Below are 23,497 nucleotides of genomic sequence, written 5' to 3'. Positions count from 1 at the left end.
ATGGTAAATTAGGAAGTAAAGGAGTGACAAAATATGAAAAATTCTACGTTTTTAAAGGATTTGTTTGCTATTGATAAAGCAAATGACGAATTATTTCGGTTAGTTGGTGTCGCAATTTGTATGGCAATTCCATTATTAATTGGTTATTTTTCCAATAATTTACTCATTGGGACCTTTGGCTCGATGGGCATTTATACGTTTATTTATTATCAGCCGCTTCCTTTGCCCCAATTATTGCGCAGACTGAATATTGTTGGCTTTTTTATTGTTCTGGGCAACAGCTTAGGAATGCTAAGTCACCATGTACCTTGGTTGATTCCCATTACAATTGCCATCGTCGCTTTTCTTGCACGCTTACTTTTTAGATTGTATGGCATTGAGAAGCCTGGTGCTTTGTTAGTTATCATGTCAACCGCAATGGGAACAAGCAACAATTTTCCTTTACATAAGATTCCCATCATGGCCAGTTTTGTTCTTTTAGGAGTAGTGACCGGCATTATCATGGGCATTGTGCTTCATTTCATCGACAAGCGCCCCTACGTTTTTCAAAAACGGATGTCTCTTCAAGAACGACTTTATATTGATCCCGCTTCTTTATTAGATGCTTTGCATTATGCGGCCATTTTATTTTTAGCGGCTTATTTAAGTCAATCGCTTCATTTAGTCAACGCTTATTGGATGACGTTTACTTGCGCAGCCATTTTACAAGGGGAAAATTTACATTCTGTGATGCAGCGAAATGTTCAACGGATTCTAGGTACGAGTCTTGGTTTGTTGCTTTCTGCAATTTTATTAATGATTCCCTTTACACCTTTACAAACAATCGGTATCATTAGTATTCTATATGCAGCTTTTGAAGGATTCATTAACAGAAACTATGCGATTGCCAGCTTTTTTATTACCCCGATGTCCTTATTACTATCAAATCTTGCACGACAGCAAGTCATTAGTAATCTTTTAAACTATCGATTAGTCGGGATTGTGTTAGGTAGTTTACTTGGTTTTGCCGGCGCTTATGTTTTCACAACTGCGCTACGTTTCTATAATCGGGCCTACTCAATTGATGAAACCTTTGAAAATCAACAAGAAGAAAGAGGCGTTTTATGAAAATAACTTATCCCTTGCCACCAAATCTGCCAGAACAACTTCCTCTATTAACGAACTGTCAATTAGAAGATGAGGCAATCTTAGAAAATCATTTGTATCAGCAGATTGATTTATCGAATCAAGAAGTTCGTAACTTAGTCTTTCGGGATGCTGTTTTCGATCATCTTTCATTAGCAAATGGCCAGTTTGCTTCTTTTGATTGTAGTAATGTGCGTTTTGAAGCTTGCGATTTTTCTAACGTCGAATGGCTGTCTGGTAGTTTTCATCGAGTGACTTTCCTTCGTTGCAATTTGACAGGAACGAATTTTGCAGATAGCTATTTAAAAGATTGTCTATTTGAAGATTGCAAAGCCGATTATGCTTCTTTTCGTTTTGCAAATTTTAATCTTGTTCACTTTAATCAGACACGTTTAGTCGAAAGTGAATTTTTCGAGGTCACCTGGAAGAAACTCCTGCTAGAAGCTTGCGATTTAACCGAAAGTAATTGGCTAAATACTTCTTTAAAAGGATTGGATTTTTCCCAAAACACCTTTGAACGCTTGACTTTCTCACCAAACTATTTATCAGGTCTTAAAGTCACCCCTGAACAAGCCATTTATTTGTCAAGTGCCCTTGGTTTGGTGATTACCTAAGAAAATTTTAAAAAAATAGCCGAATAACTGGTTCTGTCGGTTCTTTCTTATTAAATTGTTATTAATTTTTTGGAAAAACCAACGGAACCATTTTACTTGTGCCTTATTTTTAGGTAAACTATCTTAGGTTAAGCAATCTCTTTTTTTGGAACAAGAGAAACTTTTGGAATCATTTCCTATAAATCATGAAGAGATTATGACAAACGTTCTTCTAATCCAAGAACGTCTTTTGTCCTATACTCGATTCTACTCAAAAGGAATGTCAGTGAATGAATATAAAAAAACAAGGCCTCGGTCAAGCGACGGGAAAAATCATTTTAATGGGGGAACACGCCGTTGTTTACGGCGAACCAGCAATCGCCTTTCCTTTTCAAGCGACAGAAATCACAGCCGTCTTTACCCCGGCAAAAACTATGCAGATTGATTGTGCATATTTTACAGGATTGCTTGAAGACGTGCCCCAAGAGCTAGCAAATATCAAGGAAGTTGTTCAGCAAACCTTACATTTTTTAAAGGAAGATACGTTTAAAGGCACTTTGACCTTAACAAGTACGATTCCCGCTGAACGAGGAATGGGCTCAAGCGCAGCAACCGCTGTGGCCATCGTTCGAAGCCTTTTTGATTATTTTGATTACGCTTATACATATCAAGAATTGTTTGAGCTTGTTTCCTTAAGTGAGAAAATTGCTCATGGCAATCCTAGTGGTATCGATGCCGCAGCAACAAGCGGCGCTGATCCCTTATTTTTTACTAGAGGATTTCCGCCCACACATTTCTCGATGAATTTATCTAATGCCTACTTAGTAGTAGCTGATACGGGAATTAAAGGTCAAACACGTGAAGCAGTGAAAGACATTGCGCAGCTAGCTCAAAATAATCCCACAGCAATCGCTGAAACAATGAAACAATTAGGTTCTTTTACTAAAGAAGCGAAGCAGGCAATTTTACAAGATGATAAACAAAAATTAGGTCAGCTAATGACGTTAGCGCAAGAGCAACTCCAGCAATTAACCGTCAGCAACGATATGCTGGATCGACTAGTGGCTCTCTCTCTAGAACATGGCGCTCTAGGAGCAAAATTAACCGGCGGCGGTCGCGGTGGCTGTATGATTGCCTTAACAGATAATAAAAAGACCGCACAAACCATTGCACAGACTTTAGAAGAAAATGGAGCTGTTGCTACATGGATTCAATCATTAGAGGTGAAAAAGTAATGCTTTCAGGAAAAGCACGAGCGCATACAAATATTGCTCTGATTAAATATTGGGGAAAAGCCAATGAAGAATACATTTTACCAATGAATAGTAGTTTATCATTAACATTAGATGCCTTTTACACAGAAACAACTGTGACATTTGATGCCCATTATTCAGAAGATGTATTTATTTTAGATGGTATCTTGCAAAACGAAAAACAAACAAAAAAAGTCAAAGAATTTTTGAACCTTGTTCGTCAACAAGCCGATTGTACTTGGTTTGCAAAAGTAGAAAGTCAAAATTTTGTGCCTACTGCAGCTGGTTTGGCTTCTTCAGCGAGTGGTCTAGCTGCTTTAGCAGGGGCCTGTAACGTAGCCTTAGGATTAAATCTTTCAGCAAAAGACTTATCACGTTTAGCGCGACGTGGTTCAGGTTCTGCTTGTCGTAGTATTTTTGGTGGTTTTGCTCAATGGAACAAAGGCCACTCTGATGAAACGTCGTTTGCTGAAAATATTCCAGCCAATAATTGGGAAAACGAATTGGCCATGCTCTTTATCTTAATTAATGATGGCGAAAAAGATGTTTCCAGCCGTGATGGAATGAAACGAACAGTAGAAACTTCTAGCTTTTATCAAGGTTGGTTGGACAATGTGGAAAAAGATTTATCCCAAGTTCATGAAGCAATTAAAACAAAAGACTTCCCTCGTTTAGGAGAAATCATTGAAGCCAATGGGTTAAGGATGCATGGAACAACCTTAGGCGCTGTCCCTCCATTTACTTACTGGTCCCCAGGCAGTTTACAAGCGATGGCTTTAGTTCGCCAAGCACGGGCCAAAGGAATTCCTTGTTACTTTACAATGGATGCAGGTCCGAATGTCAAGGTCTTAGTCGAAAAGAAAAACTTAGAAGCATTAAAAACATTTTTAAGTGAACATTTTTCAAAAGAGCAGTTAGTCCCAGCTTTTGCTGGTCCCGGAATTGAATTGTTTGAAACGAAAGGAATGGATAAATAAGCATGATTGAAGTTACTACGCCAGGAAAGTTATTTATTGCAGGAGAATATGCCGTTGTTGAACCTGGCCACCCTGCCATTATCGTTGCTGTGGATCAATTCGTAACTGTAACTGTCGAAGAAACAACAGATGAAGGCAGTATTCAATCTGCACAATACAGCTCGTTACCTATTCGCTGGACACGCCGAAATGGTGAGCTTGTATTAGATATTCGCGAAAATCCTTTTCATTATGTTTTAGCGGCGATTCATCTAACTGAAAAATATGCGCAAGAGCAAAACAAAGAATTGTCATTTTATCATTTAAAAGTGACGAGTGAATTAGATAGTTCAAATGGACGAAAATATGGTCTTGGTTCAAGCGGTGCAGTAACCGTTGGAACTGTCAAAGCCTTGAATATTTTTTATGATTTAGGTTTGGAAAATGAGGAAATTTTCAAATTATCAGCATTAGCTCACTTAGCCGTTCAAGGAAATGGTTCTTGCGGAGATATCGCCGCCAGCTGTTACGGGGGCTGGATTGCCTTTTCAACCTTCGATCATGATTGGGTCAATCAAAAAGTAGCCACTGAAACATTAACTGATTTGTTAGCAATGGACTGGCCTGAATTAATGATTTTTCCGTTAAAAGTACCGAAACAACTACGTTTACTAATTGGTTGGACAGGTAGCCCTGCGTCCACTTCAGACTTAGTTGATCGAGTCCATCAATCAAAAGAAGAAAAACAAGCGGCTTATGAGCAGTTCTTAATGAAAAGTCGGCTTTGTGTCGAAACAATGATTAATGGCTTTAACACAGGAAAAATTTCTGTTATTCAAAAACAAATTACTAAAAATCGCCAATTACTCGCCGAATTATCTTCACTGACTGGTGTGGTAATCGAAACAGAAGCCTTGAAAAATCTTTGTGATTTGGCTGAATCTTATACAGGAGCTGCGAAATCTTCTGGCGCTGGCGGGGGCGATTGTGGGATTGTAATTTTCCGCCAAAAATCTGGGATTTTACCATTAATGACTGCTTGGGAAAAAGACGGAATTACCCCACTGCCACTTCACGTCTATACCTATGGTCAAAAGGAGTGTAAGGAGAAGCATGAATCGAAAAGATGAACATCTATCATTAGCTAAAGCGTTCCACAAAGAAAAAAGTAATGACTTTGATCGTGTGCGTTTTGTTCACCAATCGTTTGCTGAATCCGCTGTTAACGAAGTGGATATTTCCACTTCGTTTCTTTCTTTTCAGCTTCCCCAACCTTTTTATGTCAATGCAATGACAGGTGGTAGTCAGCGTGCAAAAGAAATTAATCAGCAATTAGGCATTATTGCCAAAGAAACTGGCCTTTTAGTTGCGACAGGATCTGTCTCGGCAGCGTTAAAAGATGCTAGTTTAGCGGATACGTATCAAATTATGCGAAAAGAAAACCCAGATGGACTCATTTTTGCCAATATTGGTGCAGGTTTGGGTGTGGAAGAAGCAAAGCGAGCGCTTGATTTATTTCAAGCGAATGCCTTACAAATCCATGTAAATGTGCCCCAAGAATTGGTCATGCCTGAAGGAGATCGTGATTTCACTAATTGGCTAACCAAGATTGAAGCTATCGTACAGGCCGTAGAAGTGCCTGTCATTGTCAAAGAGGTTGGCTTTGGCATGAGCCAAGAAACCTTAGAAAAACTTACCTCTATCGGCGTTCAAGCAGCGGATGTGAGCGGCCAAGGCGGAACGAGTTTTACACAAATTGAAAATGCCCGACGGAAGAAACGAGAACTTTCTTTCTTAGATGATTGGGGGCAATCAACGGTCATCTCTCTTCTGGAATCACAAAATTGGCAAAAGAAACTAACTATTCTCGGCTCTGGCGGTGTGCGTAACTCTCTTGATATTGTCAAAGGACTCGCTTTAGGTGCCAAAAGCATGGGAGTTGCTGGGACTATCTTAGCTTCCCTTATGAGTAAAAATGGTTTAGAAAATACCTTAGCCCTTGTACAGCAATGGCAAGAAGAAGTGAAAATGCTTTATACTCTTTTAGGAAAAAAGACGACAGAAGAATTGACGAGTACTGCACTTGTCCTCGATCCAGTTTTAGTTAATTGGTGTCATAACCGTGGCATCGACAGCACTGTTTTCGCAAAACGTTAAAGAGACCAGAACATTAATGTTCTGGTCTCTTTATTTGAGTTCTTTTATCCTACATAAGCATCTAAGATAATTTGTTTTAGTTCACTAATTAATGGTTCTTTCGGATTTGCAGTTGTACATTGGTCTTCATATGCAAGTTCTGCCATACGATCAACCGTTGTGTCTAATGTTTCTTGTGAGACACCTTGGGCTTTCAAGTTCATGTCAATTCCGACTGATTTACCTAAGTCTGCTACTGCTGTTGCTAAAGCTTCTACTAATTCTGCGGTAGTATTTCCTTTTAAGCCTAAGAATTTTGCAATGTCTGCATAATCAGTATCGGCGCGGAAGTAATCATATTTAGGGAACATTGCGTGTTTTGATGGATCTTTCGCATTGTAACGAATAATATGTGGTAATAAAATCGCATTTGTACGACCATGTGGAATGCCATATTCCCCACCAATTTTATGAGCGATAGAGTGACAAATACCTAAGAATGCATTAGCAAATGCCATCCCTGCCATGGTTGATGCATTATGCATTTTTTCACGAGATTCCATATCTGGACGTTTCACTGAATTTTCTAAATGATCGAAAACTAACTTGATTGCTTGTAAACTTAAACCACGTGTGTAATCTGAAGCCATCACGGAAACATAAGATTCAATAGCATGTGTTAAAACATCCATACCTGTATCTGCAGTGACTGAAGCTGGCACAGACATTACGAACTGTGGATCAACAATCGCTACATCTGGTGTTAACGCATAGTCTGCTAACGGATATTTCACGTGTGTTTCACTATCAGTGATAACGGCAAATGGTGTAACTTCTGAACCAGTTCCTGAAGTAGTTGGGATACAAACAAATTGTGTTTTTTCTGGTTTGGCAATTTTATATGTCCGTTTGCGGATATCTAAGAATTTTTGTTTTGCACCAAAGAACTCTGTATCTGGGTGTTCATAGAACATCCACATGCCTTTCGCCGCGTCCATTGCAGAACCGCCACCCAAAGCAATCACTGTATCTGGTTGGAAATCAACCATCATTTTGGTACCTGCATAAACAGTATTTGTTGATGGGTTTGGTTCAACATCAGAAAATACTTCGATTTTCACATCATTTTTACGTTTTTGTAGCTCTTTACGTACGATATCTGCATAGCCAAATTGAACCATACCTGGGTCACAAACTAACATGACACGTTCAACATTTTCCATTTTTTGTAGATATTGTAAAGAATTTTTTTCAAAGAAAATTTTTGGAGGTAATTTAAACCATTGCATATTATTTCTCCGTTTCGCTACCGTTTTAATATTAATTAAGTTAATGGCTGATACGTTTTTAGAAACAGAGTTTTTCCCGTATGAACCACAACCAAGTGTTAAGGATGGAATCATTTCGTTATAAATGTTACCGATACCGCCTTCTGCTGATGGAGTATTCACTAAAATACGACAAGCTTTCATACGTAAACCAAAAGCAACTTGTAACTCTTCATCTTCTGTATGAATTACTGCTGTATGTCCTAAACCACCTAAGTTTAACATCGCTTCACATAGTTCAAAAGCATGCTCTGCATTGTTTGATTTCATCATTGCTAAAACTGGCGATAATTTTTCTCTTGATAATGGATATTCTGGACCTGCACCTTCTAATTCAGCGACTAAAATTTTTGTGCCTTTTGGTACGCTAATTCCTGCTAATTCAGCAATTTTTTCTGCAGAGTTACCGACAATCGCTGGATTTACTGCGTATTTGCCTTCATTCATCACTGCATCTTCTAGTTTTTGTAATTCATTCGGTTTCACGAAGTAAACATTGTGTGCTTCAAACTCAGCTTTGACAGAAGCATAAATTTCTTTATCCACAATGACCGCTTGCTCAGAAGCACAAATCATTCCATTATCAAATGATTTTGAAACAATTAAATCATTAACCGCACGTTTTACTTTAGCCGTTTTTTCAATATAAGCTGGTACGTTCCCAGGACCAACGCCTAGTGCTGGTTTACCTGTTGAGTACGCAGATTTTACCATGCCTGCGCCACCAGTTGCTAAAACAATGGCAATCCCTGGATGATTCATCAAAGCAGATGTTGCATCAATCGATGGTTGTTCAATCCATTGAATACAATTTTCTGGTGCACCTGCTGCAATCGCCGCATCCCGTACAATACGTGCCGCTTCTGCCGAACATTTTTGTGCGCTAGGATGGAAAGCAAAAACAATTGGATTTCTTGTTTTTAAGGCAATTAGTGATTTAAAAATAGTTGTTGACGTTGGGTTCGTTGTTGGTGTGACCCCACATACCACGCCAACTGGCTCAGCAATTTCCATTAAGCCGGTTTGTTCGTCTTTGTTAATTACACCCACTGTTTTATCATGTTTAATATTATTCCAAATGTATTCAGATGCATACATATTTTTGATTGCTTTATCTTCATAGATTCCACGGCCAGTTTCTTCGACAGCCATTTTTGCTAAAGGCATATGTTGGTCTAACGCCGCCATCGCCATTTGATGGACAATGTGATCTACTTGTTCTTGTGTAAAATCTTCCATTGCTTTTAAAGCGACATTCGCTTTTGTTGCTAATTCATCAATCATTGATGAAACATCAACTGTTTCTGTCTTTTCTTTTTTTACTGTTTTAACCATGTTCATCCTCCTAAGAGTTTCATTTTAAAAAAACTTTGTTAACTATTTCACATTCACATCATACAACATAAAACGAATCTTGTAAATAGTTTTTGTGATATTTTTCACAACTATTTATAATTTTTTTTATCTCAAAAAAAAGACCTATTCTTTTTTCTAGAATAAGTCTTCAATATCATGCCAGTCCCTTAAAGGATTTTTTGATGTCTGTGCCAATAATTGTTGATAGTCAAAAAATTCATTCGGCTTAACCTTCTGAATGTCTTTGCGACAGTCTTTGACAGATAAATGGGTTTGTTTTTTCCAACGATAGGTGAGTAAATAAGTCAATAAATCTTCTTCGTTGATGGAAGAATAACCTAGTTCACGAAAATTTTGGCACTTCTTTTTAATACTTTTATTGAGCATTTTTTGTTGTAACCAACTTAATTTTTCCTTTGTCATGGGCTCTTCTCCTTCCAACCAAGCGAAAGATTGCTCAATTTTTAACTATATTCCAACACTATAAAAAGGAACCTTTTTTGTAAACTTAATAGTTAAAAAGGACTTAGGGCGTAAGTCCAAATGACCTACCTTCCTAGTCCTACATTTTAAGATAAACGACACGAGCGGAATAGGAATTGTCTCTTCTTATTGGCTTTCTCGCGTGACTACTGGTCACAGTTTCGCCTTTGAAAAGCCTGTTCCGCTCTCTCTAACCATTAAATGAATTAGTTGAATCGTTTAGTCTTTCTTTTCTTTTGAAGGATCTGATGTTTCAGGAACTTCAGTTACTTCTTCTGTGACTGTCTCTTCGACTTCTGTGACTGGTACACTAGTTACTGCTGAATCATTTGTAACAGCAGTTCCAGGTGTTACAGTTCGAATTGCTGCACGGTCAAATTCTAAGATAATACCTTCGCAATCGATTAAAACTGTTTTTTCGTTGATTTCACTTAAAACACCATGTAAACCACCAATTGTGACAACACTATCGCCAGTTTTCATTGCGTTTAGTTGTTTTTGACGTTCTTGTTGTTGTTTCTTTTGAGAACGTGTCATGAAAAACATCATTCCTCCTAAAAGGACTAATGTAAAAATCATTGTAAATCCGCCACCCATTTGTTTCACCTCACTCTGCATTATTCACACTACTAACTGTATCAAAAAAATGCTTGAAGAACTAGTTTTTTCCTCTAATTTTTAGAAACTTTTTGCATTCGCTTTATTAAAGCCATATTCTTCAAAAAACGCTTGTCGGAATTCTAATAAATTGTCGTCCATAATTGCTTGACGGACATTTTTCATTAAGTCTAACAAGAAGTATAAATTATGATACGATGTTAAACGGATTCCGAATGTTTCATCACATTTAATCAAATGACGAATATAGGCCCGCGTATAATTACGACAAACATAACAATCACATTTTTCATCAAGCGGACGAAAATCTCTTGCATATTGGGCATTTTTAACAACCAAGCGACCTTGTGAAGTCATACAAGTACCATTGCGCGCAATACGTGTTGGTAACACACAATCAAACATGTCAATCCCACGAATCACTCCATCAATTAATGAATCAGGGGCACCCACACCCATTAAGTAACGTGGTTTATTTTCAGGAATTAACGGTGTCGTAAAGTCTAAGACTCGGTTCATTTCTTCCTTAGACTCACCAACAGATAAGCCACCAATCGAATAGCCAGGAAAATCCATACTCACTAAATCTTTGGCACTTTGACGACGTAAATCTTCAAATCCTGCACCTTGAACAATACCGAATAATCCCTGTCTATCAGGATTCGCATGGGATTTTAAGCCACGCTCAGCCCAACGAGAAGTCCGTTCAATCGAACGTTTGACATACTCATAGCTTTCATCAAATGGTGGACATTCATCAAAGCTCATCATAATATCTGATCCTAATTTATTTTGAATATTGATCGCTTTTTCTGGAGAAAGGAACATTTTTGAACCATTTAAATGATTTCTAAAATGCACACCTTCTTCTTCGATTTTCCGCATATCACTTAATGAAAAGACTTGGAAGCCACCTGAATCAGTTAAAATAGGTTGATCCCAGTTCATAAATTTGTGTAAACCGCCTGCTTCTTCGACTAAATCTTCACCTGGGCGTAACCATAAATGGTAAGTATTACTTAAAATAACACCGGCACCCATTTCTTTTAATTCTTCTGGTGACATTGTTTTAACTGTCGCAAGTGTACCTACCGGCATAAACATTGGTGTTGGAAATGTGCCGTGAGGAGTAATTAATTCACCTAAACGCGCACCTGTGTGTTTATCTTTTTTGATTAAACGATAACGAATGGCTGGTTCCGTCATTCATTTCCCTACTTTCTACTATAATTTGTCCTCCCATCATCATACTTTTTTTTTATTGAATTTGCAAGGATTTCTCAAGGTTTCTTTTTTCAAAAAAGGATCCTTAAAAAAACAGCAACTAGTTCAAATAATTCAAATGAACTAGTTGCTGTTTGGCACTTATTTTGTCGCTGTATATTTTTCTAAATCTTGCATCGCTGTTTTCACAATTTCAGGGGTAATTTTTTGTTTCATATAATGAATCGTTTCGCCTTCTATACAAGCACGTTCTGCCACTTCTTGATACTCGGCTTCAGTTAAGTCCATGTCCATTTCTTTTAAAGAAATAGGCAAACCTAGTTGGTGATAGAAAGGAATCAATTCATCGATTTCTTGCCATTTCTCTTCAATGGCTAATTGAACAAACACACCATACGCCACTTTGTTTCCATGCAATTGTTGATGGCTAGCTGGCAGCAAAGTTAGTGCATCATGAATGGAATGGGCACCCGCTGTCCGACCATAATCATCGCCAAAGCCACCCACCATTCCACCAATAATTAAATTCGTTTCGATGACATCAATAAACGATTGATTTAATTGTTGCTCTTCCATCGCTTTTAAAGCATTGATACTTTCATTTAACAAAATATCGCGGCATTTTTCCGCGGCAAAATGAGAAACTTGAATAGGTAACACTTGGACGTCTAACTGCGAAATAATCGCATCTGCTTCGTACCATTTAGCTAATGTATCCCCAATACCTGCCACCATTAAGGACCGAGGCGAATGCAATAACACTCTTGGTTCTACCAACACCAAAGCGTTTGCTTGCGGAAAAACGTCATACCGTTCCATTGCTCCATCTTCTCGATACATTACACTCAATGGTGTGCACGGTGCACAAGTAGCTGCTAAAGTGGGCAAAATAATTACCGGTAACGCCATTTTGTGTGCTAAGGCTTTGCCCAAGTCGGCCACTTTTCCCCCACCAACAGCGACGATGGCCTCTAAATGATTGTCCAGCACTTGCGCTTCTAACTCTTGCACACGTTGATCTGTACAAACACCTCCATAGTTTTCAAAAACAGCTGTTACTTTTTGAAACGTCGGAAAATACGGTTTTGCCGCTTGCCATGACTCGGTCCCGTGTAAAATGAATACACGATGAATATTTCTGCATAATAGTTGTCCTTCTAATAATTCCCACGAACCAATTTCGCAAAGATACTCTTGTGGTGTCCCTCTCACAATTAATGATTGTTCCATCTTAAAAATCCCCTTCATTTTTGACTTTTGAAAATTTTTTTGAAAAAGTTGTTTTTTTTCAACTCTACTACTTTTCCTTTTACATATTCTATGATATGATAAACCACATCATAACACAATAAATTTTTATACATTTATTCGCTTTTTTTGAATATTTATAAAAATAATACAAAAAGGAGTTTACGCAAATGACCAAATGTAAAAAATGGCTACAGACGATTTTACCAATTTTATTCTTGTTGCTCTCATTATTACCTATTAAAGAAACTTTTGCAGCCGAAAACGATCCAGTCTATGACAAAATCATCCAAAAGGGAGAACTAGTTGTCGGCTTATCCGCAGACTATGCCCCTTATGAATTTCATGCAAAAGTAGATGGTGAAGATAAAATTGTCGGTTTTGATATTTCTATTGCTCAAAAAATTGCCGACGATTTAGGCGTTAAATTAAAAATCGAAGAACTAGGCTTCGATGCTCTGTTAGGGGCCTTAAAAACTGGCAAGATTGACATGGTCATCTCAGGCATGTCGCCAACGCCTGAACGATTAAAAGAAGTAGCTTTTTCTCAACCATATATGAACGTTCAACAAAGAGTCATTGTTCGGAAAGAAGACAAAGATAAATTTCATTCCACTAAAGATTTCGAAGGTGTTCGTGCAGGTGCCCAAAAGCAAACGACACAAGAAGAATTAATTAAAACCGAATTAACCGGTGCTGTCCCTACTTCTCTTCAAAAAATTCCAGATTTAATTATGAATCTAAAAAATAATAAATTAGATGCAGTCGTTATGGAAGAACCGGTTGGCGAAGCCTATGTTTCTCAAAATGAGGATTTAGCTTTTGCTGATGTTACCTTTGAAAAAGGCTCAAAAGATACTGCCGTTGCTTTTCCTAAAGATGCGCCCGTTTTGACGGAGAAAGTAAATGCCTCTATTAAACAAATTAATGATCAAAAATTAATGGACGGTTATAAAAAAGAAGCCAATCAATTAATGTTCCAAAAAGATCAAAGCTTTTTACAAAAGTATGGAAAGTTCTACCTTAACGGTGCAGGCTATACCATTTTCCTAGCTTTCATTGGTGTTTTGTTTGGTGCCATTTTAGGGGCATTACTTGCCTTAATGAAGTTAGCCAATTCCAAAATTTTACGTGGCATTGCCATTGCTTATATTGAATATGTTCGTGGCACTCCTTTGCTTGTTCAAATTTTTATTGTCTATTTCGGGACAGGCGTTCTTGGTTTAGACTTATCAAAAGTAGCAGCTGGTTGTATTGCCCTTTCTCTAAACAGTGGTGCATATGTAGCAGAAATTATTCGTGCTGGTATTCAGGCAGTTAATAAAGGACAATTGGAAGCTGCTCGTTCCTTGGGAATGAATCAAAACCAAGCAATGCGATACATCATTTTCCCACAAGCTATTAAAAATATTTTACCAGCGTTAGGCAATGAATTTGTTACAGTAATTAAAGAATCTTCCGTTGTTTCAGTCATTGGTGTTTCAGAACTAATTTTCCAAGCTGGCAACGTTCAAGGAGCAAGTTTTAAACCCTTCTTACCTTACTTAATTGTATCGTTAATTTATTTCGTCCTAACCTTTACTATCTCACGTCTATTAGGTGTTGCTGAAAGGAGAATGAGTACTAGTGATTAACATTAAAAACTTACAGAAAACATTCGGAAAAAATGAAGTACTTAAAGGAATTGACTTAGAAATTGAAGCTGGTGAAGTTGTCGTAATTATTGGCCCTTCTGGCAGTGGTAAAAGTACTTTTTTACGTTGCTTGAACTTATTAGAAACACCAACTGGTGGCAGCGTTGAATTTGAAGGAAAAAATTTATTAGATAAAAATACCAACATTGATCAACTTCGTCAAAAAATGGGAATGGTATTCCAAAATTTCAATCTTTTCCCGCATAAAAATGTCTTGGAAAACTTAACGATTAGTCCTGTTAAAGTAAAAAAAGAAGCCGCTGCCGAAGCCACAGAACATGCTCTTTCCTTACTGGAACAAGTTGGTTTATCAGATAAAAAAGAAAATTATCCCGCTCAACTTTCTGGTGGGCAACAACAACGGGTAGCGATTGCTCGTGCTTTAGCCATGCGCCCTGACGTAATGCTGTTCGATGAACCAACTTCTGCCTTAGACCCTGAAATGGTGGGTGAAGTGCTATCCGTTATGAAAAATTTAGCTATTGAAGGGATGACAATGGTGGTGGTTACCCACGAAATGGGCTTCGCAAAAGAAGTTGCGGACCGTGTCATTTTTATGGATGCAGGAATTATTCAAGAAGAAGGCACACCTGAAGAAATTTTTGATGCGCCACAAAACCCAAGAACACAAGATTTTCTAAGAAAAGTTTTATAAAAAGGAGCACCTGGTATGGATCGCAAGAATATCGCAACACGTTACCAACAACCTACTGAAAATTTACTCATGGATATTGCAACATTGGCGAAAAAGACCCCAAATTTAATCGATTTATCGATTGGTGACCCTGACTTAATTACCGATGAGCGGATTATCGAACAAGCAGCTAACGATGCCAAAAATGGGCATACAAAATATACCGCTTCTGATGGTAGCGAGACATTCATTGAGGCGGTCATTCAGTTTTATCAGTCACATTATCAATTATCTTTTCAACCGAATCAAGTCCGGGCCACAGTTGGCGCTCTGCACGGAATGTACCTTGCCTTACAAGTGATTCTAAATCCTGGAGATGAAGTGATTATTCATGAACCTTATTTCTCTCCTTATAAAGACCAAGTTCTTTTAGCAGATGGCGTTCCGGTCTTTTTGCCAACCTATGAAGAAGATGGTTTCCAAATTGATGTAGCTCTTTTGAAAGAAAAAATCACGCCTAAAACCAAAGCGATTATTCTAAATTCACCGAATAACCCGACAGGCGCTGTTTTCTCTGAAGAAACTTTCAGAGAAATCGCACAGGTAGCGATTGAACACAATTTATACATTCTTTCAGATGAAGTTTATGAAGCCTTTTGTTTCCAAGAAACGTTTACTCCCATGGCTACGTTTGCTCCAGAAAATACTATCACTTTTGGTAGCTTTTCAAAAGCCTTTGCAATGACTGGTTGGCGTATTGGTTATATGATTGCCCCAGACTATATTAATGAAGTAGCCAAATTAATTAATGAAGGCGTTACGTATTCTGCGCCTACGTTGTCACAGCAAGCAGGAATCTATGCGTTACAACATTTTGACGAATTTGTAGACCCGATCGTTGAAGTGTTCCAAACACGTTTAGAGTATGTGGCCCAACGAGTAGCAAAGATTCCTTTCCTTTCGCTTCATCCAGTCAAAGGAAGTATTTACGCCTTCATTAACATTCAAAAAACCGGACTAACTTCCGTTCCTTTTGTGGAAAAGCTTTTAAAAGAGACACAAGTATTAGTGATTCCTGGAAAAGCATTTGGTGAAACAACAGGCGATGAGTACATTCGTTTAGCCGCAACACAAAATTTAGATTTATTAAAGGAAGCGTTCGATCGAATTGAAAGAATGACCTTTGAATAAAAAAAGCTTCTGCATTAGCTAATAATCATAGCTAATGCAGAAGCTTTTTAGATTTCTTCTATCAATTCAATCGCTTGCCCACCAACATGCGGTGGAATCGACATAGTCATCGGCGGCAAGCCCACGACTGTGAAACGGACTTTGGTCCCTTTTTTCAAGTGAGACAGCGGGATACTTTCCTCTAACTGTTCAACAAGTATGTTTAAAATTACCCCATGAGAAAATAAGGGCACAATGGATTCTGGATCACTTTCTGCTTGGATATTTTCTAAATGTAATCGCATTGACAATGGCTGCGTCTCATTTAACACACCAGCCTCTGCTAATTTCCTTGTAAAAACAGCAAGTTTTTCAGTCATTTGTTTGCCTCCTTTTTAAACATCATATTGAAGAGAATTAATTCCATCCCCTAAAAATTCTGAAGCGTTGTTAAATTCGGCAGGATCATATTTGGTATAGGAAACTTGTAATGTCAAAGTAATATTCCTTAAGGTTTCAGAATGGGCAAATTTCTCTTGAGCTTGTTGTTTGAATTCTTTTCTAGTAGTGTATCCGTCATCCCCATCGCGGAAAATTAATAACGCCCAAGTCGGCGGTGTGCCGTCGATAAAGTATGGTAAGAAGCGATCATCTGTTGTCTCTTTAATCGCCGCTGTCACGATTTGTAGCAATTCATTTTTTTGTTCAGGACTTAATAAGTTACGAATACTTTCCCAATAGGCCACTCGGATCACGACTAAATATAACGGCGCTTCATAACGTGTAGAAATGTCAGAAAATAAATCGAATCCTTCCTCGTACATTTTTGCTGTTCTTAAATTAGTTACTGCATCTAACGCATTTAACCGTGAAGTTTCTTTACGTAAGCGAATATTTTCTTCTTCAATCGTACGAATTTGATAAGTCACTGCATAGATTGTTAAACAGTAGAGCGGCGGCATGATTAGCCAAAATAATGAGCCATAGCTAAACAAATCATGATAGACATACTGATATACAACATAAGTCAATTGTAGAAAAATAAATATAAGCGAAAATGTTAACCCCGCTGTAATTCCTACAAAATAGGTAACGATAATTAAGATAACTGAAATTAATAGACAACTTAAGTCCACAAAGAAATCATTCGTTCCTAAGGCCATAAAGATGGTTGTGCCGACAACCAAAACAATTCCTACTAACAAAGTTAAATCCAAAAGTAAGGTCACTCGTTTTTGATTCACTCTATTCCCCACCTTTCAAATTCTTCTTCACGATGAAGAACGCACTTAATCCAATAATAGTCATACCAATTAAGAAGACAAATAGATAAATCATTAATTTATGATTATTGACAATTCGTTTACCTAATGATTCGTTGCTAACGTTGCTTACACGTTTTTTGAAACGATAATCATAGCGACGATAGTTCGGATCGACCACAATGGCATCTCCTTTGTACATAGAAGTATTCTTCTCTGTATTCACTTGTGTAGAGGCTAAAAAGACACCTTGTGATTTAGCTCCTGTTAAGATTAACGCCGCGGCTTTCGCATTATATGGAGAAAACATTAACTGCGCCGTACCGATTTGTTTACCATAATCTTTTTCAATGCTCAGTTTCTCGTTTGAAACAAATCGTGTGAAGTCCTTATCATAATGGAAATATAACTGATCGTTTAACTTACGAATCATCGGATTATCCTTAGGCGTACCAAAAATAATCAAGTTATGATTTTCTAATGCCGCATTTTTAGGCGCTTTTTTATAATACGTAATCTCACCGACATTACTTTCGGCATAATTACCAATTAAGTTAAATAAATTGGTCAACACTTTAAAATAGTTATCGTCCATTTTTTCTGGTAATAAAATCGCTAAATCAGCAAAAGAACGGCTTCTGATAAAAATGTTCGGATAGTTGTTAAATAATATGTCATTCAGTTCTTCTGTTTGAATAAACGCATTCGAATTATTTTCAATAAAGGCCCATGGAGTCTGACCATTTCGTAAAACTTCTGGTGATTTAACATTCAAATCAAAAGCGACTTTTAAAACAAAACTATCAGCAATTTCTAAGTTCTTTGGAAATTCGAGATTTAATTCATCACCGTTCGCACGAGTAGCGGTTAATTTCTTGCTGCCAATTGGTTTATCATTGGCATAGACCGTCACTAAAGAAGAATCAAAATCTAAGTTTTCAGCGTATTTAAAATGTAAATGCACGCGACTTCCATTGGCATTGTTTCGATCCACTGGTAAATTGACAAAGTACGTTTGTTCTTGGTGATAGGCCCCTTCTAGCTTGTCCCCCGTTGAGGTTAATGGATAATTTCCATCAAATTCTAAAGTTGAACTAAACGTATCGGTATTCTCATCAACTGTTGTCTCTTCTTTATCTGTTTGGGTCATTAATTCATAGTTGGCTAAATAACGTCCCGCACGAACAAGTAAGTCCTCATCTTTAGAAGTAGCTACTAAAACATGCTTATCTGGTTGATTGAAAAATTTTAAGACAGCCTGGTCCTCCACACGTTTGCTATCAATTTGACTTTTATACTGATCTGGTAATTTATCATAGCTGGCAATAATCAACTGATAGGGTGCTGACTGTTCTTTGTTCAAAGAAGCCATTGGCAACAATTCTTCTGAGGTAGTAATCAAACGAGCAGCACCAGCTAACGCATGGGTCGCTGCAGCTAATTCTTTTTCCGATGCATTTTCTGGTGTCAAAATAACACTGTGTTTATTCGCAATCGTGTCTGCTCCCACAAAATGATTATAAAAAGAATGAATCGTATTCTCTGGTAATTGTAAATCGTATTGGAAGTTTACGTTAGATCCTTCATACATCGTTAACCAATTTGCTGGAGTTTCAATTAAATTATACATGTCGTTTCCTGCCTGATTAATAATTTGGCCTTCAACAGTCAATGTATTTGTCTCTTTAATCAGTTCCAAAGGGATTTCAATCGTCTTTTGTTGAATACCAGTCGTATTTTCAGGACGCCAAGAATAAAACTTCACACCATTCACTGCCACAGTTAAATCTGAGGTCTGATTATTTTTTAATTGTGTGATTTGGTAGGTCATATTGAATGATGCTTTTTTAACGTTCCAATAATCAATTTTTGTAAAATACATGGTGCTACGGACAGAAGTACCTGTTAAAGAGATTGTTTTATTTTGAAAAGATTGTGTAAAGGTATGGTTGTCTTGTTCTTTGTTTTCGGCGTATACGGTCGGACTTGCGACACCAATCAGAATTGCCAGAAAGAACAACCCTATTAAAGTGACTGTTTTTTGTTTCATTGCACGTTTCCTCCTTATTTAAATCGTTCAGTTTTGTACCATTTTGTTTGTGTTTGTTTATGAAAAACATTTTCTTTAATATACATCACCATGCCATAAGCGGCGACTACTAGCCACATCTGACTGTATGTAATATACATCAAGGCAATAATTAAGATATTCTCTAAAGTCATTTCGCCTTTTTCGGTCGTAATACTGACAAAAGTACTGAAAATAAATAACAAAATCGCTAACAACCACAAGGAATTGCTAAATCCTTGCAGGGTCGTTGTTAAGTAACCAGACATTGATAAAACTAACATGATGTCTGACAAAACGAGCGATGTCATTAAGAGAAAATAAATGGACAAGAAATATAAAATATCAAAACGGATCCGACTCGCTTTAGGATTAAACAATAATTTAGCATTTTTAACAATGACATAAATATTGCCTTTGACCCATCGCGTCCGTTGTCGGAACCAAACTGACAAAGTTTGTGGCTCTTGCTCCCACGTCACTGCTTTTGGTTGAAACTTAATTTTATAGCCCATCATATAGATGCGAAAACTGATTTCTGTATCTTCGGCTAACGCTTTGTCATCCCAGCCGCCAATGGCTTCAATAATACTGCGACGAACAATGAAATTTGTGCCAGGAATCGTGCATAACTTAAATAATTGAAAACGACCGGCTTGTGCCATCCATTGAAAGGCAAGTGTTTCGATATTAATAAAGCGTGTCAACAGGCTTGCATTGCGATTTCTCGTTCTAAATTTACCAATAACCGCGCCGTATTCCTCACTAGCGATTAACTCCCCGACTAAATAACGAAGTGCATTCGGTTCAGGCGTATTGTCCGCATCATAAATGGCAATCACGTCCCCCTTGGCTTGCTTGAAACCAATGTTTAAGGCATTAGACTTACCTTTCCCACCTGTTATATTGTCTGTATTAATAATCTGCAAATTTCGATTAACCGCCTTTTTTTGGACGTTCGCTAAAAGCTCGGCACTATTATCACTTGAGTTGTCATTAATCACAATAATTTCATAGCGATCTTGCGGATAATTAAAATTCAATAACGCTTCAACTGTCCGCACAATGACAATTCCTTCATTATGGGCCGGTACCATAATTGAAACAAACGGCGCGTCTTCGTCCTCTACAGGTGGCGGTGCGACAGGATCTGTTTTTAAATAATAAACATAGCCAAAAATAACTAAGAGAATATTTACAATTAGTAGACTCCAAATAATGATAGTTGCTGTTAACATTACAATGTCAGCAATGGTCATTTGTCTTCCTCCTTATTAATATATTTCGACCGATAATTCTTTCGTCCAATCATAAACAAAATAATCAGGATGATTAAAGTCAGTGTAACAACGCCAACTAAAATATTATTTGTGATGCTGAAAAAGAATGAAAATAACCCTGTAAATCGTTGTTTTTCAACTGTTGAGGCCCCTGTATCAGCCAAACCATTGACAATTTGATTGTTTAAGAAGAACCGATTATTCCGAAATTCGATTTTCTGCGTTTGTGTTTGAACAGTGAAATGTTGATCCGCTTCTGAAACGCTAAACACTATTGGTGCTTCCTTGACTTCTTGAATTAGATGATCCACTTCTTTTTTAGAATTTGGAAATGAAAAACTAATGGTGGTCGGCATTGGAAATCGATAGTCATTCGGATTATCTTTATCCGTCCATTCAATCCCCGATAAATAATCATATGGTAAATCAAACAAAGCATTCTTATAAGTGATTGATTCTCCCGTTTGATTCCGATAAAAAACGCGTTCAATCGGCGGATTTTCTCTTAGAATCACTGTATCACTAATTGCTAGCCCATCCTCTTGGTATTGAAGGTCTTGATTCCAGTATCCTGGAGCAGAAATGCCTACTGGATAGACATGTCTGTCGACCAATAAACTAATCTGCTGCTCCATCAATTGTTTCAAGGCACGTTGGTCATTTAAATCAACATTGTTAACGACCGGTGTTTCTAAGAAAATAACCCCTGTCGAAGCAAACGCACGTAACGCATTCGTAAATAGTTTATAAGGTAAAATCGTATTGTTTTGTGAAACGCTCGTACTGGATAAAATATAAGGATATGTGGTTTTAACTAATTCTTCTTGCAAATAGGTTGCCACAGACATATCTCTTAACGGGTTAAAATCAGAAATCGTCAAAAACGGCCGTGACATTTTTTCACTTTCCAGCCATTGACTAATTACGTCCAAGCTTTCTAAAAAAACAGCGCCTTTGCGTTCAAACATTGGTAGAAAAGCATGCCCATTCTCAATTACACCAAATGGATATTCTTCTGGTGCTAATTCTTGTGTTTTTAATCGACCAACTGTCTGACCTTGCGTATTTTCCAGCACAACTGATTGATCTTGAAAAGGCAATACTTGAGAAAAACGGTTTTTTTCATCTTCTAACCGATATTGACGATGACTTAATTCTTTCCACGTACCGCTAAAATATTGTTTTTCATCGTCACGCATGTTTCGACCAATGTGTAATTGTTTGCCTTTAAAATGAACTCGATCTGCTAGAAAATCGGAGGCAATAACGCCGGCTTGTTCAGGCCAATTCACCATAGAAATCAAACTGTCATAGCCATCATTTAGCAATTCTCCAGGCACATAGTCTGACACCGCCACACTCTGAACTTCTACTCCAAAACTCGTCAACACTCGTTGTAAAGCATCCACATCATTTTCTTTTTTCCCAGCAATATTCAAGCTGTCATAGACAAGTAAGACATGTTTACTTGGTGCAGCCAGCGCCGGTTTGGCAAAGCCACAAAAAACGAAAAAGAGTAAGAAACACACCCAGCCAATAAGATATTGTTTATTTTTCAATTCCCTCTACCTCCCCAATGACTTGTGGTGTTGTATCTTGCCACATTCGTTTACCAATAACATCAGAAACAATTTGTAACAAGAGAAAATCTAAAAATACTGAGACTAAAAACAAATGACGTACTAAGTCACTATCCCCATCAATAATAATTGTTGAAATGAAAACAACTAATAAATTTAGATAAATTCCTGTCATTAAAAAGAAGCGAAAAACTAATCTGGGTTCGTTTCTCTTGAGTCCTCTGTATAAACCAACGCCATATAAACCAAACAGAATCACGCCTAATAATAGATAGAAAGCAAAGTTTTTAGGGAAAAAACTGGCTTTAATACGGTTATACACCATAAAAAATTTAGATTGTTCCAGCGGTGCACGCCCCGTCGTTTTCTCAAAATTCCCCACATTATTAGGCTTTACTAAGTAAACATTTGGGACCGCTGAATTCAGTCCTTGCCATAATTCAGATGGATAATTTAAATAATTCAATAACACCCATCCAAAACTCGTTTTATCAAAAAAATCTTTTTTCATTTGTTCAGAAGTTGGTGATACAGGACTGTATTCTTCAAAGTAGGAACGTCCCTTTTGCAACCCATATTGCGGGTTGATTCCGCCCTCTGACATCCGTTTATCCGGAACCTTACTATCCTTCATTACACCGCGCGTCATACTGTGGTAGACATCACGTTCATAGATATCGTTAGGAACGATAAAAGCTGCTAACGTTGTAAAACCAATCAACGCAATTAAAAAGGCCGTCATTGACAATCGTTGGTAACGTTGTGACAAGTAGACAAAAAATCCTAATCCAGCAATAATTACGCCAATAATCAGCAAATATTCTTGGCGTGTTGTCCCTATTAAAAGTACTACTGCTTGTGCCAAGATAACCAAAACTATTCTTCTAAGCCAAGTTCGTGGTTTCGTCACCCGATAAAAATAGACTGAAAATGCTAAGACACTCACAGAAAGTAAAAAACTCGTCGCTTCTGTATAAAAGGAATTAAAATAAATCGTATAGGAGGTATCCCCCAAGATGAAAATAACCAACAAGGAGATAAAATAACTTTTTTTCAAAGATACGCCTTCGGTTAAGCCTCGTACCAGAATATAAATTGACACTAAAAAACAACTAAGATAAACGAAACCTAAGAAACGAATATCGAAAAGTGTTTGACTATAAAAAAGTTTATTAAGCCAAATGGCAACGGTAATGAAAAATTGTTGAGTGGAAACAAAGTGCGTCGTTGTTTCATTAAAATAACGCATAATTGAAAAGTCCTTAACAAAATAGGCCACATTGTCGTAGCTATCACCATTGACACGATAAAGACTATTTGAATTTAACACACGAAAATACTCGCCATTATCTCCCAAGCCATTAATCGGATAAACAAATAACAAAATGCTTGTCAGTAACCCAATCCCTAAAACGGCCAAAAAACTTGGAGAAATATAACGACTCAACCATTCAAAAGCCGAGTTCATGTATCTTTTGATCTTTTCCAT

20 protein-coding genes are annotated in these 23,497 nt (G+C 37.5%); 9 read left to right on the top strand and 11 right to left on the bottom strand.

The window, feature by feature from the left end; all coding sequences use genetic code 11:
* Positions 1-33 precede the first annotated feature (33 nt).
* The 6 genes from IGJ20_RS03440 (at position 34) to fni (ending at position 6,084) form a co-directional block, all read left to right on the top strand.
* Entirely contained in the window at positions 34-1,107 is a 1,074-nt protein-coding gene (locus IGJ20_RS03440; protein ID WP_002355782.1) for an FUSC family protein, read from the top strand.
* A complete protein-coding gene (locus IGJ20_RS03435) occupies positions 1,104-1,739 on the top strand; it encodes a pentapeptide repeat-containing protein (RefSeq protein WP_202522361.1) in 636 nt (211 codons plus the stop codon). Before IGJ20_RS03440 ends, IGJ20_RS03435 begins: the two co-directional genes overlap by 4 nt.
* Positions 1,740-2,008: 269 nt before the next feature.
* Positions 2,009-2,953, top strand: a complete 945-nt coding sequence (gene mvk, locus IGJ20_RS03430) for a mevalonate kinase (protein ID WP_002355780.1) — start codon at positions 2,009-2,011, stop codon at positions 2,951-2,953.
* Complete coding sequence (gene mvaD, locus IGJ20_RS03425) at positions 2,953-3,948, top strand: diphosphomevalonate decarboxylase (RefSeq protein WP_002355778.1); 996 nt, start codon at positions 2,953-2,955, stop codon at positions 3,946-3,948. The genes mvk and mvaD overlap by 1 nt, the downstream gene beginning before the upstream one ends.
* Before the next feature lie 2 nt (positions 3,949-3,950).
* Positions 3,951-5,057, top strand: a complete 1,107-nt coding sequence (locus IGJ20_RS03420; RefSeq protein WP_002355777.1) for a phosphomevalonate kinase — start codon at positions 3,951-3,953, stop codon at positions 5,055-5,057.
* Complete coding sequence (fni, locus tag IGJ20_RS03415) at positions 5,041-6,084, top strand: type 2 isopentenyl-diphosphate Delta-isomerase (RefSeq protein WP_002399734.1); 1,044 nt, start codon at positions 5,041-5,043, stop codon at positions 6,082-6,084. The genes IGJ20_RS03420 and fni overlap by 17 nt, the downstream gene beginning before the upstream one ends.
* A 44-nt stretch (positions 6,085-6,128) precedes the next feature.
* Here fni and adhE read toward each other — a convergent pair whose 3' ends face one another.
* The 5 genes from adhE to IGJ20_RS03390 all read right to left on the bottom strand — a co-directional run bounded on the left by adhE (position 6,129) and on the right by IGJ20_RS03390 (position 12,320).
* Complete coding sequence (gene adhE, locus IGJ20_RS03410) at positions 6,129-8,726, bottom strand: bifunctional acetaldehyde-CoA/alcohol dehydrogenase (protein WP_002388933.1); 2,598 nt, start codon at positions 8,724-8,726, stop codon at positions 6,129-6,131.
* Between the two features lie 156 nt (positions 8,727-8,882).
* Complete coding sequence (locus IGJ20_RS03405) at positions 8,883-9,188, bottom strand: post-transcriptional regulator (RefSeq protein ID WP_002355774.1); 306 nt, start codon at positions 9,186-9,188, stop codon at positions 8,883-8,885.
* Positions 9,189-9,449: 261 nt separating this feature from the next.
* A complete protein-coding gene (gene yajC, locus IGJ20_RS03400) occupies positions 9,450-9,848 on the bottom strand; it encodes a preprotein translocase subunit YajC (RefSeq protein WP_202522360.1) in 399 nt (132 codons plus the stop codon).
* Positions 9,849-9,908: 60 nt separating this feature from the next.
* Complete coding sequence (gene tgt, locus IGJ20_RS03395) at positions 9,909-11,054, bottom strand: tRNA guanosine(34) transglycosylase Tgt (protein WP_202522359.1); 1,146 nt, start codon at positions 11,052-11,054, stop codon at positions 9,909-9,911.
* A gap of 159 nt (positions 11,055-11,213) precedes the next feature.
* Positions 11,214-12,320, bottom strand: a complete 1,107-nt coding sequence (locus IGJ20_RS03390) for an iron-containing alcohol dehydrogenase family protein (protein ID WP_002425395.1) — start codon at positions 12,318-12,320, stop codon at positions 11,214-11,216.
* 170 nt (positions 12,321-12,490) lie between these two features.
* Here IGJ20_RS03390 and IGJ20_RS03385 point away from each other — a divergent pair, with 170 nt between their 5' ends.
* From IGJ20_RS03385 to IGJ20_RS03375, 3 genes are read left to right on the top strand one after another with little or no spacing between them, the layout of a single operon-like run.
* Complete coding sequence (locus tag IGJ20_RS03385) at positions 12,491-13,954, top strand: ABC transporter permease subunit (protein ID WP_002355770.1); 1,464 nt, start codon at positions 12,491-12,493, stop codon at positions 13,952-13,954.
* Entirely contained in the window at positions 13,947-14,669 is a 723-nt protein-coding gene (locus IGJ20_RS03380; protein ID WP_002355769.1) for an amino acid ABC transporter ATP-binding protein, read from the top strand. Before IGJ20_RS03385 ends, IGJ20_RS03380 begins: the two co-directional genes overlap by 8 nt.
* A 15-nt stretch (positions 14,670-14,684) precedes the next feature.
* Positions 14,685-15,839, top strand: coding sequence for a pyridoxal phosphate-dependent aminotransferase (locus IGJ20_RS03375; RefSeq protein ID WP_010824456.1), 1,155 nt, complete (start codon positions 14,685-14,687; stop codon positions 15,837-15,839).
* Positions 15,840-15,886: 47 nt separating this feature from the next.
* On the opposite strand, the gene IGJ20_RS03370 is transcribed toward IGJ20_RS03375, so the two are convergent.
* The 6 genes from IGJ20_RS03370 to IGJ20_RS03345 are packed head-to-tail and all read right to left on the bottom strand — an operon-like array spanning position 15,887 to position 23,497.
* Positions 15,887-16,198, bottom strand: coding sequence for a hypothetical protein (locus tag IGJ20_RS03370; protein WP_430605251.1), 312 nt, complete (start codon positions 16,196-16,198; stop codon positions 15,887-15,889).
* 15 nt (positions 16,199-16,213) lie between these two features.
* Positions 16,214-17,074: a hypothetical protein gene (locus IGJ20_RS03365; protein WP_002385041.1), complete on the bottom strand. Its 861-nt coding sequence runs from the start codon at positions 17,072-17,074 to the stop codon at positions 16,214-16,216.
* Positions 17,064-19,130, bottom strand: a complete 2,067-nt coding sequence (locus tag IGJ20_RS03360) for a cellulose biosynthesis cyclic di-GMP-binding regulatory protein BcsB (RefSeq protein ID WP_202522358.1) — start codon at positions 19,128-19,130, stop codon at positions 17,064-17,066. Before IGJ20_RS03360 ends, IGJ20_RS03365 begins: the two co-directional genes overlap by 11 nt.
* A gap of 14 nt (positions 19,131-19,144) precedes the next feature.
* Entirely contained in the window at positions 19,145-20,407 is a 1,263-nt protein-coding gene (locus IGJ20_RS03355; protein ID WP_002355764.1) for a glycosyltransferase, read from the bottom strand.
* Positions 20,404-21,987 (bottom strand): hypothetical protein, encoded by a 1,584-nt coding sequence (locus IGJ20_RS03350; RefSeq protein ID WP_002361342.1) that lies wholly within the window; start codon positions 21,985-21,987, stop codon positions 20,404-20,406. Before IGJ20_RS03350 ends, IGJ20_RS03355 begins: the two co-directional genes overlap by 4 nt.
* Positions 21,977-23,497 (bottom strand): hypothetical protein, encoded by a 1,521-nt coding sequence (locus IGJ20_RS03345; protein ID WP_202522357.1) that lies wholly within the window; start codon positions 23,495-23,497, stop codon positions 21,977-21,979. Before IGJ20_RS03345 ends, IGJ20_RS03350 begins: the two co-directional genes overlap by 11 nt.

The sequence above is a fragment of the Enterococcus sp. DIV0294 genome (assembly GCF_050558155.1).
In the GTDB taxonomy this organism is placed as follows: domain Bacteria; phylum Bacillota; class Bacilli; order Lactobacillales; family Enterococcaceae; genus Enterococcus; species Enterococcus faecalis.
The sequence above is the reverse complement of the archived record's forward strand: the minus strand, read 5'-3'. Positions and strand labels throughout refer to the sequence as shown.

Excerpts from the sequence above, each read along its gene's own strand:
- IGJ20_RS03440 (WP_002355782.1), top strand. The coding sequence starts at position 34 with ATGAAAAATTCTACGTTTTTAAAGGATTTGTTTGCTATTGATAAAGCA.
- IGJ20_RS03435 (WP_202522361.1), top strand. The coding sequence starts at position 1,104 with ATGAAAATAACTTATCCCTTGCCACCAAATCTGCCAGAACAACTTCCT.
- mvk (WP_002355780.1), top strand. The coding sequence starts at position 2,009 with ATGAATATAAAAAAACAAGGCCTCGGTCAAGCGACGGGAAAAATCATT.
- mvaD (WP_002355778.1), top strand. The coding sequence starts at position 2,953 with ATGCTTTCAGGAAAAGCACGAGCGCATACAAATATTGCTCTGATTAAA.
- IGJ20_RS03420 (WP_002355777.1), top strand. The coding sequence starts at position 3,951 with ATGATTGAAGTTACTACGCCAGGAAAGTTATTTATTGCAGGAGAATAT.
- fni (WP_002399734.1), top strand. The coding sequence starts at position 5,041 with ATGAATCGAAAAGATGAACATCTATCATTAGCTAAAGCGTTCCACAAA.
- adhE (WP_002388933.1), bottom strand. The coding sequence starts at position 8,726 with ATGGTTAAAACAGTAAAAAAAGAAAAGACAGAAACAGTTGATGTTTCA.
- yajC (WP_202522360.1), bottom strand. The coding sequence starts at position 9,848 with ATGCAGAGTGAGGTGAAACAAATGGGTGGCGGATTTACAATGATTTTT.
- tgt (WP_202522359.1), bottom strand. The coding sequence starts at position 11,054 with ATGACGGAACCAGCCATTCGTTATCGTTTAATCAAAAAAGATAAACAC.
- IGJ20_RS03390 (WP_002425395.1), bottom strand. The coding sequence starts at position 12,320 with ATGAAGGGGATTTTTAAGATGGAACAATCATTAATTGTGAGAGGGACA.
- IGJ20_RS03385 (WP_002355770.1), top strand. The coding sequence starts at position 12,491 with ATGACCAAATGTAAAAAATGGCTACAGACGATTTTACCAATTTTATTC.
- IGJ20_RS03375 (WP_010824456.1), top strand. The coding sequence starts at position 14,685 with ATGGATCGCAAGAATATCGCAACACGTTACCAACAACCTACTGAAAAT.
- IGJ20_RS03370 (WP_430605251.1), bottom strand. The coding sequence starts at position 16,198 with ATGACTGAAAAACTTGCTGTTTTTACAAGGAAATTAGCAGAGGCTGGT.
- IGJ20_RS03360 (WP_202522358.1), bottom strand. The coding sequence starts at position 19,130 with ATGAAACAAAAAACAGTCACTTTAATAGGGTTGTTCTTTCTGGCAATT.
- IGJ20_RS03355 (WP_002355764.1), bottom strand. The coding sequence starts at position 20,407 with ATGACCATTGCTGACATTGTAATGTTAACAGCAACTATCATTATTTGG.
- IGJ20_RS03345 (WP_202522357.1), bottom strand. The coding sequence starts at position 23,497 with ATGGAAAAGATCAAAAGATACATGAACTCGGCTTTTGAATGGTTGAGT.